The organism is Mesorhizobium sp. M0207, from assembly GCF_040321995.1.
Taxonomy (GTDB): domain Bacteria; phylum Pseudomonadota; class Alphaproteobacteria; order Rhizobiales; family Rhizobiaceae; genus Mesorhizobium.
Window position 1 is genome coordinate 62,407 of the sequence record NZ_JAMYSQ010000012.1, and the last position, 16,542, is coordinate 78,948.

General features: G+C 62.1%; 11 protein-coding genes and 1 pseudogene. 7 read left to right on the plus strand and 5 right to left on the minus strand.

Annotation, left to right across the window (positions count from 1 at the left end; all coding sequences use genetic code 11):
* Window positions 1-255 precede the first annotated feature (255 nt).
* Window positions 256-648: pseudogene (locus NKJ15_RS17470) on the plus strand (transposase); the annotation flags it as partial.
* 128 nt (window positions 649-776) lie between these two features.
* Here the strand turns inward: NKJ15_RS17470 and NKJ15_RS17475 are convergent.
* Entirely contained in the window at window positions 777-1,214 is a 438-nt protein-coding gene (locus tag NKJ15_RS17475; protein WP_352471736.1) for a hypothetical protein, read from the minus strand.
* Between the two features lie 126 nt (window positions 1,215-1,340).
* On the minus strand, window positions 1,341-2,120 hold the full coding sequence (locus NKJ15_RS17480; protein WP_352471735.1) for an SDR family oxidoreductase: 780 nt from the start codon (window positions 2,118-2,120) through the stop codon (window positions 1,341-1,343).
* A gap of 153 nt (window positions 2,121-2,273) precedes the next feature.
* On the opposite strand from NKJ15_RS17480, the gene NKJ15_RS17485 reads away from it, so the two are divergent.
* Window positions 2,274-3,062 (plus strand): UDP-2,3-diacylglucosamine diphosphatase, encoded by a 789-nt coding sequence (locus NKJ15_RS17485; protein WP_352816543.1) that lies wholly within the window; start codon window positions 2,274-2,276, stop codon window positions 3,060-3,062.
* A gap of 127 nt (window positions 3,063-3,189) precedes the next feature.
* A complete protein-coding gene (locus NKJ15_RS17490; protein ID WP_352816439.1) occupies window positions 3,190-4,407 on the plus strand; it encodes an MFS transporter in 1,218 nt (405 codons plus the stop codon).
* Here the strand turns inward: NKJ15_RS17490 and dgcA are convergent.
* Entirely contained in the window at window positions 4,378-5,361 is a 984-nt protein-coding gene (dgcA, locus tag NKJ15_RS17495) for an N-acetyl-D-Glu racemase DgcA (RefSeq protein ID WP_352502484.1), read from the minus strand. The two genes, NKJ15_RS17490 and dgcA, sit on opposite strands and share 30 nt — an antisense overlap.
* 78 nt (window positions 5,362-5,439) lie before the next feature.
* Between dgcA and NKJ15_RS17500 the strand changes: the two genes are divergently transcribed.
* Genes NKJ15_RS17500 through NKJ15_RS17515 form a run of 4 tightly spaced genes read left to right on the plus strand, consistent with a single transcriptional unit; the run spans window position 5,440 to window position 9,525 of the window.
* A complete protein-coding gene (locus tag NKJ15_RS17500; RefSeq protein WP_352613793.1) occupies window positions 5,440-6,624 on the plus strand; it encodes an ABC transporter permease in 1,185 nt (394 codons plus the stop codon).
* A 1-nt stretch (window position 6,625) separates the two neighbouring features.
* Window positions 6,626-7,444 (plus strand): ABC transporter ATP-binding protein, encoded by an 819-nt coding sequence (locus NKJ15_RS17505; RefSeq protein WP_352613792.1) that lies wholly within the window; start codon window positions 6,626-6,628, stop codon window positions 7,442-7,444.
* A gap of 13 nt (window positions 7,445-7,457) precedes the next feature.
* Window positions 7,458-8,831 carry an MlaD family protein gene (locus NKJ15_RS17510; RefSeq protein WP_352816443.1) on the plus strand — a complete coding sequence of 458 codons (1,374 nt, stop codon included), beginning with the start codon at window positions 7,458-7,460 and terminating at the stop codon, window positions 8,829-8,831.
* 37 nt (window positions 8,832-8,868) lie between these two features.
* Window positions 8,869-9,525 (plus strand): ABC-type transport auxiliary lipoprotein family protein, encoded by a 657-nt coding sequence (locus NKJ15_RS17515; protein WP_352816546.1) that lies wholly within the window; start codon window positions 8,869-8,871, stop codon window positions 9,523-9,525.
* Between the two features lie 41 nt (window positions 9,526-9,566).
* On the opposite strand, the gene NKJ15_RS17520 is transcribed toward NKJ15_RS17515, so the two are convergent.
* Together NKJ15_RS17520 and NKJ15_RS17525 are read right to left on the minus strand one after the other, a co-directional pair.
* Window positions 9,567-10,022 carry a macro domain-containing protein gene (locus NKJ15_RS17520; RefSeq protein ID WP_352471799.1) on the minus strand — a complete coding sequence of 152 codons (456 nt, stop codon included), beginning with the start codon at window positions 10,020-10,022 and terminating at the stop codon, window positions 9,567-9,569.
* Window positions 10,023-10,153: 131 nt separating this feature from the next.
* Window positions 10,154-16,537, minus strand: a complete 6,384-nt coding sequence (locus NKJ15_RS17525; RefSeq protein ID WP_352816446.1) for an apolipoprotein A-IV repeat region-like domain-containing protein — start codon at window positions 16,535-16,537, stop codon at window positions 10,154-10,156.
* Window positions 16,538-16,542 lie beyond the last annotated feature (5 nt).

Here is a 16,542-nt window from a genome sequence, read left to right on the forward strand (position 1 = left end):
AGTCCGTTTGATGTTTTGAGTCTCTTAGCATGCAGCCGAGGCTTTTCGAGAGGTGATATGTCGCAAGCGCGAGCTTACGGCTTGCACCGCCCGCCGGCCTGTACGGTCTGCCATTGAAATGTTGGGGCGATAGGCGCGTTGCTGGAGCGAGCTGCGAGCCGAATGTCTGCTTCAGGTGGATAGTGTTGAAAAAGTCCGGGTTGCAGCAGTCCTGAAGCACTGATTCAATCTTTGTCGTAAGAGGAGATTGAGTCGATGATGGGCGAGCAAAGTGTGATGCAGGAGGAGCTGTTCTACGGCTTCAGCCTGGAGCGGCATGTGCCGGCGGATCACCTGCTCAGAGCGATCGACCACTTCGTCGACCTGTCCGCCATCCGCCAGCATCTGGCGCCCTTCTACAGCCCGATCGGCCGTCCCTCGATCGACCCTGAGCTGCTGATCCGCATGCTGATCGTCGGCTATTGCTTCGGCATCCGCTCGGAGCGCCGGCTGTGCGAGGAGGTACATCTGAACCTGGCCTATCGGTGGTTCTGCCGGCTTGGCCTCGAGGGTGATGTGCCTGACCACTCAACCTTCTCCAAGACCCGCCACGGCCGCTTCCGCGATGCCGACCTGCTGCGCGAACTGTTCGAGACCGTCGTCCGGCGTCCGAGCCACTTAAGGCGAGGAGGTCGCGTCGACCTTAATCAAGACGCTTCGGTGCGAGTGGATCCACGGCTTCATCGCCGACTTCTTCAACACTATCGGTGGTTTGCGGACGATTAGGTATTCTTTCGCTAGTTCGCTGTGGGGCTGTTGCTCCTATAAAGTGCACGAAAGAAACTCTTGGAATAGCGATCGTACCAAGCGGCAGCCCACTCGCCGACAAGTCGCTCTGTCGACGACACCCTACGCCGGTAGTCGACTGTTCGGCGGATACCTCCTTCTTCCTCAAGCTCGATGTCCAGGTGAGTAAACTTTGGGGCCGCATCCGAAAACCTGAGATACATGTATGCAAACACCGCGATATGACGTTTACCCATTGATAAGCAACGATTTTCAATCGCCACCACCGCAGACTGGACTGTGGCGAAATCCTCTAGCCTAACCGCTCGTTCTAGACGAACGAAGTCAAGGAACAATCTCCGGTCGGTAATTGCAAGGTTGCCGTCGGCCGTGTCTCGAACCCCGTGCGACAGCAGTTTTTGCGCAACAAAGCGATAAATAGACGCCATTCGCCGGTCTCATTTTCATTTGCGAGGCAGGACATAGCATGCGGACTAACCCTAGTTCTTGTGAACTGGGCGCCCTTTTTGAGGTCGTCTCCCACTATTCAGTGGGCATTGAGCATTGGATTCTCGCTAGAACGCACTGACATAGAGGCCGCCGTCGACCGGTATGTTCTGACCGGTCAGGTAACCGGCATGGACCGAGCACAGGAAGGCGCAGATCTGGCCGAATTCCTCCGGTGTACCGAGCCGTTTGGCCGGAACGTTGGCTGCTGCTTGCGCTTTGCGCGCGGCGGCGGCGGCTGGATCTTCGGGCGTGCCGGCCTCGTGCGGGCCGCGCAGCCGGTCGGTGTCGAGTTTTCCCGGCAGCATGTTGTTGATCGTCACATTGCGGTCGATCACCGTCCGCGCGACGCCGGCAAGCAACGAAGTGAGGCCGGCGCGGGCGCCGGACGACAGGTCGAGGCCGGGGATAGGCACATAGACCGACAGCGAGGTGATGTTGACGATGCGGCCGAAGCCGCGCACCGCCATGCCGTCGATCACGGCCTGAACCAGTTCGACAGGGGTCACCATGTTCTGGGTGACGCCCTCGAGGATCTTTTCGCGGTCGAGCGCGCGGAAATCGCGAAACGGCGGACCGCCATTGTTGTTGACGAGGATGTCGGGATCGGGGCAGGCGGCAAGCAGCGCCTTCTGGACATCGGGCTTGGATACGTCGCCGACGATTTCGGTCACCTTGACGCCGAATTTCTCGCGCAGTTCAGCGGCGGTTTTGGCCAGCACGTCGGCGTTGCGGCCATTGATCACCAGATCGCAACCTGCCTCTGCCAGTGCCATGGCGCAGCCGCGTCCCAAGCCTTTGCTCGAAGCGCAGACGATGGCCTTCTTGCCGCGAATGCCGAGATCCATGGTGATTTTCTCCTCTGATTGCCGCGGCAACCTATCCGGATGGCTGGACCAATCGCAACCGTCATACGGTTGTTGCATGAATCGGGGCATAGGCTCAGGCGAAAGCAACGGTGACAAATGATGTACGGCGCAGAGCCTCGCACTTTCCGCAGCATGTTCATCTCCGACGTCCATCTCGGATCGAAGGCGGCGAAGGCCGAATTCCTGATCGATTTCCTGCGCCATCACGATGCCGATATCATCTATCTCGTCGGCGACATCGTCGACGGCTGGCGCCTGAGACGAAGCTGGCATTGGCCGCAAAGCCATAACGACGTGATCCAGAAATTGCTGCGCAAGGCGCGCAAGGGCGCCAGCATCACCTACATCGCCGGCAACCATGACGAGTTCGCGCGACAGTTCCAGGGCGTTCATTTCGGCGGCATTGTCGTCGCCGACCGCGCCATCCACGACACCGCCGATGGCAAACGCCTTCTTGTCATCCATGGCGACCAGTTCGACACCGTCGTCCATAATGCGCGCTGGCTGGCCTATCTCGGCGACTATGCCTACGACGCGGCGATGCTGCTCAACGGCGTCATCACACGTCTGCGCCAGGTGCTCGGCTTGCCTTACTGGTCGTTCTCGTCCTGGGCCAAGGTCAAGGTCAAGAAGGCGGTGAATTTCATCGGCTCGTTCCAGACCGTGCTGACCGAGGAGGCGCGCCGCTCGCATGTCGACGGCGTGATCTGCGGGCACATCCACCATGCCGCGATCGAAAGCTATGAGGACATGCAATACATCAACACGGGCGACTGGGTGGAGAGCTGCACGGCGGTGGTCGAGCATTTTGACGGCAGGATGGAGATCCTGCACTGGGCGCATGTCCTGCCGGAGACTCCGGTCGGCAGCGAGGTGCTCGTGCCGATCGACATCAAGGGCAGGGCAGTCCAGGCGGCTTGACCAAACCCGGCCTCATCTCGCTTTAATCGGTTAGTCCAGCGGTTTCGTCGACTTTTTCGCCGTGTTAAGCAGCGGCAGGTATGGCGGGCCGACCCGGCTGAATGCCGTGCCGACGGATCGCCTGTCAATGTCCTCGCTGCCGCCGCTTTCGCCCGAACAGCTCGTCAAGCCACGCCATTTCGAACTGTGCATGAGCTTGATCTTCTTTACGCTCTTCGTTCCGCTCGGGACGCATGTGCCGTATTTCCCGCTGTGGCTGCAGGCGAAGGGGTTCCATGCCGAACAGATAGCCGTGATCCTCGCCGCGCCGATGTTCCTGCGCGTGGCGACGACGCCTTTTCTTACTGCGCTGGCAGATAAAGCGAGCGACCGCGCCAATGTCTATGTTGCGCTGGTCGCCGCATCGCTGATCCTGTCCGCCGGCTACCTCCTGCCGCCGACCTACGCAACGGTACTTGCCGTGTCGCTGGCCTTGACGGTGGTCTGGACGCCGCATTCGCCGATTGCCGATTCGCTCGCCCTTTCAGGTGTTCGCCGCTTCGGCTCGAATTACGCAAGCATGCGCAAATGGGGCTCGATCTCCTATCTCTGCGCCAATCTTGCCGGCGGTTTCATCCTGTCGGCGAGCGGTGCCCAGGCTGTCCCGGTGATCATCTTCGCGGCGCTGTGTGCCGCGCTAGCCGCCGGACTGATTGCGCCGCGCCTCGGCCGTCCACGCCGCGCCTCGCCGCTTTCGGCCGCCGATATCCAGCAATCGGTACCGAAACTCCTCAACCGGTACTTCCTCTATTTTTCGACAGGCGTCGGCGTCATCACCGCCAGCCACGCATTTCTCTACGGTTTCGTGTCGATCTACTGGAAGTCGATCGGCATCAGCGATTCGGTTGTCGGGCTTCTGTGGGGGTGGGGCGTCGTCGCCGAGATATGCATGTTCGTCGTTTTCACCCGCGCTTTCGCCTCCTTCTCGGTCGTCTCGATCATGCTGATTGCCGGGATCGGCGCGATCGTGCGCTGGTTCGCCTTTCCGCTGATCTGGCCGCTTGGGCTTGGCGTTGGCGGGTTTTTCGCGATCCAGACGCTGCACGCGGTTTCGGTGGCGCTGGTGCTGATCGGCCTGCAAAAGATGATCGGTGAGACGGTCGCGGAAGAACGCACCGGGGCGGCGCAAGGCATCGCCTACTTCTCCAATGGCTTCTTCATGGCGGCGGCGACGCTGATTTCCGGTCCTCTTTACGACCGCTTCGGCGCGAATGGCTTCTTTGCGATGATCCCGATCGCCCTGACGGGCCTGGCTCTGATCGGGCTTGCCGCGCGTTCAGCCCCACAGCGCCCGCTCGGGCGGTGACACCAGCGAACCTTGGTAGACGAGACCGGGAACGCGGTCGCGGGCCAGCAGCAGCGGACCGTCGAGATCGACGAAATCGGCATCCTGCGCCAACAGCACGGCCGGCGCCATCGCAAGCGATGTGCCGACCATACAGCCGACCATGACACCAAGAGCCAGTTCGCGGGCGCGGTCGCGAAGCACGAGTGCAGCGGTGAGGCCACCCGATTTGTCGAGCTTGATGTTGACGGCGTCGTAAAGGCCGACAAGTGCTTCAAGGTCCTTCGCCTCGTGCACGCTTTCGTCGGCACAGATCGGTACCGGATGCGCGATGTGGCGAAGAATACTGTCATGTCCCGCCGGCAGCGGCTGTTCGATCAAGGCGATACCGTGCTCGGCGGCAAAGGCGAGGTTTGCGACGATGTTGTCGTTATTCCAGCCCTCGTTGGCGTCGAGAATGATTCGGCTGTCGGGTGCTGCCGCCGTCACTGCACGGATGCGCGCGATGTCGTTGTCGCCGCCGATCTTGACCTTGAGTAGCGGGCGCTGGGCGTTGGCGCGGGCCTGCGCCGCCATCGCCTCCGGCTCGGCGAGCGACAATGTATACGCAGTCTCGAGCGGTCGTAACGGAACGGTTCGTATCGTATGCGCCACCGGTGTTCCGCTGATCTTCGCTTCCAGGTCCCAGAGCGCGCAATCGATGGCGTTGCGTGCCGCGCCGGCAGGCATGGCATCGAGCAGGGCGATGCGGCTGATGCCGTGCGCGATCTCGCTGCGCATCGCCTCGATCGCGTCGCGCACACCCTCCATGGTTTCGCCATAGCGCTTGTAAGGGACGCATTCGCCGCGTCCTGTACGGCCGTTTTCGGTGATGGCGCAGGAAATCACCTCCGCTTCGGTCTTCGAGCCGCGCGAAATGGTAAAGGTCCCGGCTATCGGAAAGCGCTCGGCCTCGACCGAAATGACACGCGCCATATTTTTCTGCTCCGGCTGTGCAACAAGGAGGATGTCGGCAAATCGACAGGTCGGCCCCGTCAGGCTAAACAGGACGCCATGTTGACCATCCGCAAACGCGACGCAAGCGGCCCTGCCAAGGAGCCCGACCACCAGCCGCGCATCGCGATCGGCGAGGAGGGCGGCGTTCTCGGCTGCGCTTTCTCGGGAACCTGGACGACGCGCACCGTGGCGCTGGTCGATGCCGAGATGCGCAAGATCGAGAAGCGCAGCGGCTTCAAGACGCTGGCGCTCGACCTTTCACAAATCGAGAAGATGGACACAGCCGGGGCGTGGCTGATCGACCGCCTGGTCAGCAGCTTCGAAAAGAAGGGCGTCGAGATCACGATGCAGGGGCAAAGCGAGATAGCCTCGATCCTGCTTGGCGCCGTCGGGGACGCCGTTCGTCGCGAGCCCGAATCAGGTCCGGCAAAGCCGCCCAACTTCATCATTCGCGGGCTCGAGGCGGTTGGCCGGCGCGTTTATGAGATGCGCGACGATTTCCTGGCCGCAATGAATATCCTCGGCGCCACGATACGCGGCTCGCAGATGAAGCTTGGCCGTGGCCATGCCGTCAACATGGCGGCAATCTTCAACCAGATCGATCGCATGGGTGTCGGCGCCATACCGGTAGTCGTGCTGATGTCGGCCATCGTCGGTGCGATCGTCGCCCAGCAAGGCGCTTATCAGCTCAGCTATTTCGGCGCCGACATCTTCGTCGTCGACCTGGTCGGGGTGCTGATCCTGCGCGAGCTCGGCGTGCTGATGACGGCGATCATGATCGCCGGCCGCTCCGGTAGTGCGATCACCGCCGAGATCGGCTCGATGAAGATGCGCGAGGAGGTCGATGCGCTGAAGGTGATCGGCCTTAATCCAATCGGCGTGCTGGTGTTTCCGCGGCTCGTCGCGCTGGTCGTCGCGTTGCCTTGCCTGACGATCATCGCCAACTTTGCCGCACTGGGCGGCGGCATTTTGGCTGCATGGCTCTACTCCGATATTGCACCGGCAGCGTTCATCGACCGGCTGCGTGTCGCAATCGACCTCAGCACCATCTTTGCCGGCCTGATCAAGGCGCCGTTCATGGCCATGATCATCGGCATAATTGCCTCGGTCGAGGGCATGAAGGTTGGCGGCAGCGCCGAATCGCTTGGCCAGCATGTGACCGCCTCCGTGGTGAAGTCGATCTTCGTGGTCATTATCCTCGACGGGCTTTTCGCCATGTTCTATGCAGCGATCGAGTTCTGAGATGGCGCTGCCGGGCACAAACACGACCAAGGTGGCGGCGAAAGCCAAAGAAGACGAGATCGTGCTGTCGGCGCACGACGTCACGGTGTCGTTCGCCGATCAGGTCGTTCTGGACAAACTGTCGCTCGATATCTGGCGCGGGGAGATTCTCGGCTTCGTCGGTGCCTCCGGTGCCGGCAAATCTGTTCTCTTGCGCACCATCCTTGGCTTGACGCGCAAGCAATCGGGAACAATCAAACTGTTCGGCGTCGACGTCGAGAAGGCAACCGAAAGGGAGCGCCTTCGCATCGACATGCGGCTTGGCGTGCTGTTCCAGCATGGCGCCCTTTTTTCGGCGCTGACGGTCCTCGAAAACGTTCAGGTGCCGATGCGCGAATATCTCGATTTGCCGAAGAAGCTGATGGACGAACTTGCCATGCTCAAGGTCGAGCTGGTCGGATTGCCGCCGGATGCGGCGCAGAAATTCCCCTCCGAGCTCTCGGGCGGCATGATCAAGCGTGCTGCGCTGGCGCGCGCCCTGGCACTCGACCCGGACATCGTTTTTCTCGACGAACCGACGTCCGGGCTCGATCCGATCAGCGCGGCTGAGTTCGACGAATTGGTCGTCAAGCTGCGCGATACGATGGATTTGACCGTGTATATGGTCACGCACGATCTCGACACGCTGTTTACGGCGTGCGACCGCGTGGCGGTGCTTGGCAAAAAGAAAGTGCTGGTCGAGGGCACGATCGACGACATGCTCAGGAGCGAGGAACCCTGGGTAAAATCCTATTTCCGCGGAAAACGCGCCCGGCAACTTGATCTTGCCGCGCGCGCATAGCCATAAGTGAGCAATGGAAACCAGGGCCAACTACGTCATTGTCGGCATTTTCACGCTGGCCGCGATCCTCGCGGCTTTCGCTTTCGTCTATTGGACGGCGGCAATCGGCGAAAAGGGTGAGACGACGGTGCTGCGCGTGCGCATTCCAGGCTCCGCTTCCGGGCTCGGCCGTGGCAGTTTCGTGCTGTTCAATGGCGTCAAAGTCGGCGACGTGCGCCGTGTCTATATCGACGTCGACAATCCGACCGCTGCTATCGCCGACACCGAAATAGACCGGAATACACCTATCACCAAGTCGACGCAGGCCGATATCGGGCTTGCCGGCCTCACCGGCCAGGCCAACATCGAGCTCAAGGGCGCCGACCCCAAGGAGCCAAAACTTCTCGACGAGGCGGAAAAGGAAGGCCGTGTCGCCGAGATCGTCGCCAATCCGTCGGCGGTCACCAACCTGCTGCAGACGGCGCAGAACATCTTCACCCGCGCCGACAAGGTTCTTTCGGAGCTCGAAGGCTTCACCAAGGATGTTCGCGGGCCGCTGACGCAGACCGTCAACAATGTCCAGACCTTCTCCGATGCACTGGCCAGGAATGCGGACGGCGTCGACAAGTTCCTGGCTAGCGTCAGCTCGCTGGCGGACGAACTGAAGGGTGTTTCGGGCAAGCTCGACGGCACCCTGAAGGCGGCGGAAGGGCTACTCAACGCCGTCGACAAGGACCAGATCAAGAGCATCGTCGCCAATGTCGACACAGTCACTTCCAACCTGAAGGAAACCAGCAAGCAGTTCGACACGGTCATCAAGAACGTGGACACCGCGGTCGGCTCGATCAACGACTTCGCCCAGAAGACGCAAGGCACGCTGGCCAAGGTCGACGGCGTTCTCGACGGCATCGATCCGGCTGAGGTTCGCACCGCGCTGGCCAATATCCAGAAGGCCAGCGAAAACGCCAACGAGGCTGCTGCCGACATCGCCAAGGTGACCAACAAGTTCGCAAACCGAGCCGACGACATCGATGAAACCATCAAAGACGCGCACCAGCTCGCAGGACGCCTCAACGATGCCTCGGTGCGAGTCGACGGTATCCTTGCCAAGGTCGACAAACTGCTCGGCTCCGGCCAGGCCGACGGCGTCATGGCCGATGCCAGGGCGACGCTCAAATCGTTCAAGCAGGTCGCCGACACGCTGAACGCCCGTCTCGGTACCATTACCGACAATCTGGCGCGGTTCTCGGGACAGGGGCTGCAAAACGTCGAAGCGCTGGTCCAGGACAGCCGCCGTTCGATCAACCGCATCGAAGAGGCGGTAACCGATCTCAGCCGCAACCCACAACGGATTTTGTCCGGCGGCGAGGGCGAGGTCCGGCAGTTCGACGGCAGGGTGCGCCGTTGACTTCGATCCCCGACCACCGCAAGAACAAAGCTTGCAGATGCGCGTTGTTTCCACGATCCGGGGGGGATCGCGTTTGAAGTCGATCAGTTCAGGCAGCATCACATCGGCTGGGTCTAAGGTTGGGGCGGTGTTACTGGCGCTTTCGCTAGCAAGCTGCGCGGCTTTGCCAGGCGGCCGACCGGCGCCGCTGGATACGTTCGAGCTTTCGGCGCCGTCGCTGGAAGCGCGTGCCCACAGCCGTCGCCAGATCCTCATCGCCCAGCCATCGGCGCTCAAGGCGCTGGACAGCCAGAACATCGTCATCAAGCCATCGCCGCGATCGATCCAGTATCTCAAGGGCGCGCAATGGGCCGACCGGCTGCCGATGATCGTACAGGCGCGGCTGGCAGAGACGTTCCAGCGCTCGGGCAGCTTCACCGGCGTCGGCAAGCCAGGCGAGGGGCTGGCGATCGACTATCAGGTGATCGTTGAGATCCGCTCGTTCGAGGTGCGTGTCGATGGGGGCGAACATGCCGAGGTCGAGCTGTTCGTGCGCCTATTGAATGACCGCAACGGTGAAGTGCGCGCTTCGAAGACGTTTAGCGCCATCGCGCCCGTTTCGGGCAATGGCAACCAGGCCTATGTCGGCGCGCTCGATGCCGCGTTCGGCGATGCGGCCGGGCAAATCGTCCGCTGGACGGACACCGTGATCTGAACCGGGCTAGCTGCTGTGAGGCGGCTGGAGACCGAAGCAGCTCACGGAGCGTATTCGACAAGCGTATGATCTTCGCCCGCGAGTTCATCGTTGATGATTGAGGCTATGGTTTCCCAATCACCTCCAGCCAGCCCTGCGCCAATTTTCGGGTAGCCGATTCTTTTGCCCGCGAATTTACCTTTGACGGCCTGCATGACTTTTCGAATTGCCTGGTAGTCGGCTTTCACGCCTTTGCCCTGCCAATGGAACTGAGTGTAGCCGTTGACAACATGGAAAATGCGGCTGCCTCGCTTGATTTCGGCAACGGATATGCTTCCCAGCTTGGCTGGGTCACCCTTCAATGTCGCGCAATCCGCAGCATATGCTTCGGGAAAAGGCTGCTTTATGGAAAGAGCAATTCCTTTGCCCATCTGGCACTGGCAGTTGCATCCATGCACAATGACATCGAACGTTCCGTCGAGCGCAAGCTGAAGCAGATCACCGCGAATTGTCTGCATTGCCACGAGATACCGGCCTCTGCTCTGGGCGCAAACATCCGACCAAATCAGGAGATTTGCGGACTATCTTTTTCAGTATCGGGTCTAAGCAGAAAGGGCAGAGTGCACTTTCTGTTTTCCTGTCCCGCCGCTTAGTGCAGACGGCCGCTGGCATGGGCAAGCATGGTGTAGACCTTGCCGGTGTCCGACGTCAGGTAGGTCTGCGCCATGATGTTGTCGCGGTCGTTGCGCGACACGTCCTTGAGCAGCTTTTCGAAATCGCCGCAGTAACGATCGACAGCAGCGCGGAACTCCGCCTCTGACTGATATTTGCGGCGGATCTCGTCGAACGTCTGCTGGCCCTTCAGCGTGTAAAGTCGGCGCGTGAAGACGTCGCGCTCGCCGCGCCGGTAGCGGTTCCACAACTCGATCGAGGCGTCGTGATCGATGGCGCGTGCGATATCGACCGAGAGCGAGTTCAGCGATTCCACGACATGAAGCGGCGAACGCGCAGCGGGAGCCGGGCGCGGCGCTTCGGGAGGCGCTGCCGGCTTGGCGTCGTCTTCGCGCGATGCACCGGTCAGGAGGTCGCGCACCCAACCGCCCTGCGGCGTGCGGCCGTTGGGGTCGCGCTGGCGCGGCGCTTGGTCTGCTGGACGTTCGAGGTCGAGCGTGCCGCGCAGCGCCGTCTCGCCCGAAGGCGCCTGCGGTGCACGCTGTTCGGGAGCCGGAGCCGGGCGACGTGGCGGTTCGGCGGGGCGTGCGGCAGGCGCTTGCGGCGCCGGACGCAGGTTGCGCTGTTCCGAACTGTCGGCGCTGCGGCCAGATTTCGCAACGATTTCAGAAAGTTCCTTCAGCGCGTTGATCTGCTCTGAAACGGCACGGCGGATAGCCGTGGTTGATTCCTTTGCCTCTTCCGGCATCTCGATGACGCCTTTCTTAAGCTCGGCCCGGGTGAGGTCGAGCTCGCTCTTGATCGAGCCGGCGGTACGCCGCATCTCCTCGGTCGCATCGGCAAAGCGCTTGGTTGCCGAATCGACCACTTCGGAAATCGCGGTACGGATCTTGTCGGCGGATTCCAGCGTCTTGCCCTCGGCGTTCTGCAGCGTCTGGCCGACCAAATTCTCGAACGAGCGCATGACCCTTTCGAGATCTTCCGACTTCTTGACAAGGCCGACGGCGAGGTCCTCCAGCGACGATTGCCTTTCGAGCGTGTGCTCAAGATTGCTCTGGGCCGAGCTCAACAGGTCCGAGGCACTGGAAAGCAACCGGCTGTGCTCGTCGAACTTGGTGGCGATTGAAGCAACCTCGCGTAAGGTCGACGACGACAGCTCGGTGAGCCGCGTCGTGTTCGAATCGACCAGACGCGCCGAACTGGCGAAGGTCTGCGCGGTCTTTTCCGTGGTCGCCGCGAAGCTTTGCGTGCTCCCGGTCAGGCGTTCGTCGACCTGGCCGAGATTGGTCGCCGCCTGCTCGATCAATTGACCGAGCTGCGAGCTGGAGGTGGTCATGCGGCCGATGAGGTCGGCAACGCTGTCGGCAAGCGTCGAGCGCGCGCCTTCGACGGCCGACAGGGTTTCGGCCGTGCGGCTGGCGATGGCGTCGACGAGGGCGGCGTTTTGATTGCGCAGCTTCTCGGTCGCACGTTCGGTGACCTCTTCCATGCTCTTTTGCAGCTCGGAGCCGCCCTGGGCGAAGCGCTCGACCAGAGGCCGCGCCGTCTCGTCCAGGATTTTCGATATTTCTGCCGAACGGGCCGCAAGCATCGTACTGAGCTCGCGAGTATTGGCACCGATGGTCTTTGCAGCGTCATTGGTGCTCTGACCGATATGCTGGCCGACCGCGGTGAAGGTTTCGGCGATGGTGTTGGCACGCGAGACCAGTTGCGCTTCGGCACCCGAGACTTGTTCGTTGAGCTTTTGGCCCATTGTCTCGGCGGAGTAAGCGAGGCGGTTCTCGACGCTGGCGACCTGCTCCTCGACGCGGGCCGCAGTGGCGGCAGCACTCGATGCCAGGCGTTCGTCGGCACCGGCAAGCAGTTGCTCGATTTCACGGGCATGGACTGCGAGTTCCTGGCCAGTCTGCCTGGCGCGTTCGGCAACCCGCTGCTCGGTGCTGGTGAAGGCACCGACAATGGTGTCGGCATGTTCGCCGATTGCGGTGCTGCTGTCAGCGATACGGGACACCAGGCGATGATCGGCCTCCTCGAAGATGCGGCCGATCTCGGACGCACGGGCCGAAAGTGCTTCGGAGCCCTCGGCAATGCGCGAAATAAGTTGCTGGTCGGCGGCATCGAAAATGCGGCCGAGATCCGACGCACGTGCCGCGAGCGCTTCGGCGGATTCGCCGATGCGCACGCCCAGCCGCTCGTCGGCTGTTTCGAAATTGCGCAGGATGTCGCCGGCACGTGCCGCCAGCGACTGGGCCGTTTCGATGGCGCGAGAGACCAGCCTGTGGTCCGCCGCGTCGAAGGTGCCGGCAATCTCACTTGCTCTGGCTGCCAGCTGATCGGCCGTTTCCTGGGCACGCGCGAGCAAGCTGTTCGACGTGTCGTCGACGCGGGCAATCAGTGCGCTCGACGTATCCTCGGCGCGGGCGGCGAGGCGACGATCCGCCTCTTCAAAGGTGCGGGCGATGTCCTCCGCCCTGGCGAGCAGGGCGGCCGAGGTCTGCTCGGCGCGCTCGGCGATCTTGCGGTCGGCATCGCTGAATGCCGCGCCCGCCTGCTCATGCAGCGCGCTGGTAACTTCCATGACCTTCTCGCGCAGCGCGCCGGCGACGAAGACCGCGCTTCTTTCGAGCACACTGCGCACATTGTCGACACCCGTCGACAGCGCCCGCTCCATTGTGCTGGCGCGCTCTTCAATGATGCCTGTCTGCCGGCTGAACGCCTGCTCGATCTTTTCTACGTCCGCAGCGATCGCATCAGAGATGTCGGTGCTCCTGGCGGCGATCTGATCGATATGGCCGGACAGCGAACGGTCGACATCCTTGCGCGTTTCGGCGAGCCTGGAGAGATCGTCCTGCAGTGCGCGGGTCAGCATGTCGCGGCCCTCGCTCAGCTTGCCGACATGACCGGCGACAATCTCGTCGACCTCGCTGCGGCTCATTGCAAGCCTCTCCAGGTCGGCTTCCAACGCGCGCCTGAGGATGTCGCGGCCTTCCGCCAGTTTCTCGACCTGACCGGCGACCAGCCCATCGATGCTCGAGCGGCTTTCGGCCAGCTTGGCGAGATCGTCCTCGAGCGCCTTCGACAGGGTCGAGCGGTCCTGGACGAGCTTCTCTGCGTGGGTTGCGACAAGGCTGTTGACGTTGCCGAGATCGGCTTCCAGCGCACGCGAAAACTGCGCGCGATTATCGGTCAATAGCTGCGACTGATCGGCGATGGCGCCCCTGATCGTGTTGAGATCGGCCTCCAAGGCGCGCTTGAGGATATCGCGGCCTTCGGCCAGTTTCTCGACCTGGCCGGAAACCAGTCCGTCGATGCTCGAGCGGCTTTCGGCCAGCTTGGCAAGATCGTCTTCCAAGGCGCGCTTGAGGATGTCGCGACCCTCAGCCAGCTTCTCGACCTGGCCTGCGACCAGCCCGTCGATGCTCGAACGGCTCTCTGCCAGCCTGGCAAGATCGTCCTCGAGCGCTTTCGACAGGGCCGAACGGTCTTCGGCAAGCTTGTTCATATGTTCGGAGACGACGCCCCGCACGGTCTCGAGATCGGTCTCCAGTGCCCGCGACAGCTGACCACGGTCTTCCGCCAGCTTTTCGGACTGGCTGGCGATGACGCCCTTGACGGTGCTCAGATCGGCTTCGAGCGCACGCTTGAGGATGTCGCGGCCCTCTGCCAGCTTTTCGACCTGGCCGGCAACCATCACATCGATGCTCGAGCGGCTTTCGGCCAACTTGGCGAGATCGTCTTCGAGCGCCTTCGAAAGGGTCGAACGGTCTTCGGCGAGCTTGTTCATGTGATCGGAGACAACGCCCCGCACGGCCTGCAGGTCGCTCTCCAGTGCCCGCGACAACTGGCCACGGTCTTCCGCCAGCTTTTCGGACTGGCCGGCGATGACGCCCTTGATAGCGTTCAGGTCCGATTCCAGCGCGCGCTTGAGGATGTCGCGGCCTTCGGCCAGCTTCTCGACCTGGCCGGCAACCAGCCCGTCGATGCTCGACCGACTTTCGGCCAGCTTGGCAAGATCGTCTTCAAGCGTCTTCGAAAGCAGGCTGCGATCATCGGCGAGCCTGCCCGAATGATCGGCGATCAGGCTCCTGATGTCGGACAGGTCGTTATCGAGTGACTGGGAAAGCCCGCTGCGGTCTTGCGCCAATTTCGCCGAATGGGCCTCAATGAGGCCATTGATGCCGGCAATGTCGGCTTCCAGCGCACTGGCGAGTATGGCGCGGCCCTCGGCGATCTTTTCGACCTGACCGGCGACGAGGCCGTCGATGCTGGCGCGACTCTCTGCCAGTTTGCCGAGGTCGGCCTCGAGCGCGCGCGAAAGGATGCTGCGGCCTTCGGCGAGCTTGCCGACATGCCCGGCAACCATTTCATCAATTATCGTGCGGGCTTGCACGAGTTTTCCAGAGTCTTCGTTCCAGGCCTGGGCAAGCCTGTTGCGACCCTCTTCAAGGCTTTCGAGATGGCTGCCCAGCGAAGCGTCGATCGCTGCGCGCGATTCATTGACCTTGCGCAGATCCTCTTCAAGGGCGCGCGAGATCAGGCCGCGGCCTTCGGCTAGCTTCTGCACCTGGTTAGCCACCGCTGCGTCGATTTCGGCGCGACCTTCGGCGAACTTCGCCAGATCGGCCTGCATTGCCGCCGCCATCCGGTCGCGGCTTTCGGAAAGCTTGCGGCTGTGGTTCTCGACGGCTTCCTCGATGCCGGCGCGAGCATCGGCAAGCCGCTCGATGTCCGTATCGAACGAACGCGATACGACATGGCGCGCCGCTTCCATGCGCCCGGCGAAATCGCCGGCGCGGGCTTCAAGCATGGTCGAGGTCGATGAAATGATGTCGGCCATGTCGGCGCCGATCTGGGTCTTGCCCTGATCGATCATCGCCGACAGCGTCTCCTTGCTATCCTGGAAGGTGTGGGCGATTTCGCGGGCGCGCTCGACCAGCGTCTCGTTGATCTGGCGTGCGCGAGCCTCCAGCGCGGCGTTGAGCTTCTGCGTGCCGGTGTCGAGCGCCTCGGCGCGGGTCTGGAACTCGCTGATCAGCGCCTGGCCACGTTCGGCAAGCGTCCGCTCGATGCCGTTGAGGCTGGCTTCGAATTCCGAATTGAGTGTGCGAGCGGCACCGCCGAGCAGCGACACCATGCCGCTCGTGCGGTCGTCGAGCAGGTCGGTCAGTGACCGCGTCAGGCCATCGGTGGTGTCCGTCAGCTTGGCGATCCGGGTGTCGAGCAGGCTGGCGAAGGCCTCGCCCGACGTCGACAGCCGATCGGTAATCGATTCGAGCCGGCCTTCCACCGAATCGAAGATCGACATCGAGCTTCCGTTGATCCTGTCGATCAGCGTGTCGCCGGATTCGTTGATCGTCATCGACAGTTTGGTCGAGGCGTTGAGAATGCTGTCGCGAATGATATCGCTGGCGGCGTTGATCTCGTCTTTCAGTGTCTCGTGGGCGCCGGTGATCGAGGCGCGCACGCGCTCGGCATGGGTGACGACCGCTTCGCGCTCGCTGCCCAGCCCGTCGACCAGCGAGCGGATGCGGGACTCGTTCTCTGAATAGGAGCGCTCGATCTGGTTCACCTCGCTGTGGACCAGCGTTTCGAGCTCGACGGCACGCGCAAGCGTGCGTTCGATGCCTTCGCCCATGGCTGCCACCTCGCGGCGAACCGCTTGGCCGATCATCATGACGCGATCCTGGGCAAGATTTTCCGGCTCGGCCAGACGGAAGGCCACCTCGGTCATCGACTGCGCGGCAAGGCGCATCTCCTGAGCGCGGCGAATCATCATTGCGAATGCCCAGAACAGGATGACGGGCACGATTGCCGCTACCGCCAGGCCGATCAGCTCCGGACGGGCGAAAAACTGATCGAAGGTGCGGATGTTCCAGATGCCAGGTCCGAACAACAGGTTCGCAAGGCCGCCAGCGCCGGCGATCCAGGCCAGCGAAACGAAAGCCACGACCCAGTAGATCGTGTTCGAGGCGCGGCGATTGAGGGTGTGCAGGAGCGTCTTATAGTCTTTTTGACGATCGTCGTTGGCCGGCGAGAAAGCTGCCGGCTGCGAGCCATTGCGCGTTGCGACACGACGCAACTCAGCCGGCTTGGCCTTTGGCGCGGGATTTGCGATCTGGCTTTGATTGGCGGCAGGTGCCGCGTTCTGGGTCTGGTCCGGGGCAGGCGCTTCGTTCTGGCTGCGACCTTCGCGCGCCAGTTCGTCGGCGGCTTGCGATATTTGCGCTTCGAGATCTTCCATGGATGCAGCCATGTCGAAGTCGCCGCCGGCATCGCCGCTCAGATCGATATCAAGTGCCTTTTCAAGTTCCCTGGCTACGTCGCTGTCGAGCGTTCTTGTCGTCGTTGGTTTCTTCGCCATGCCTT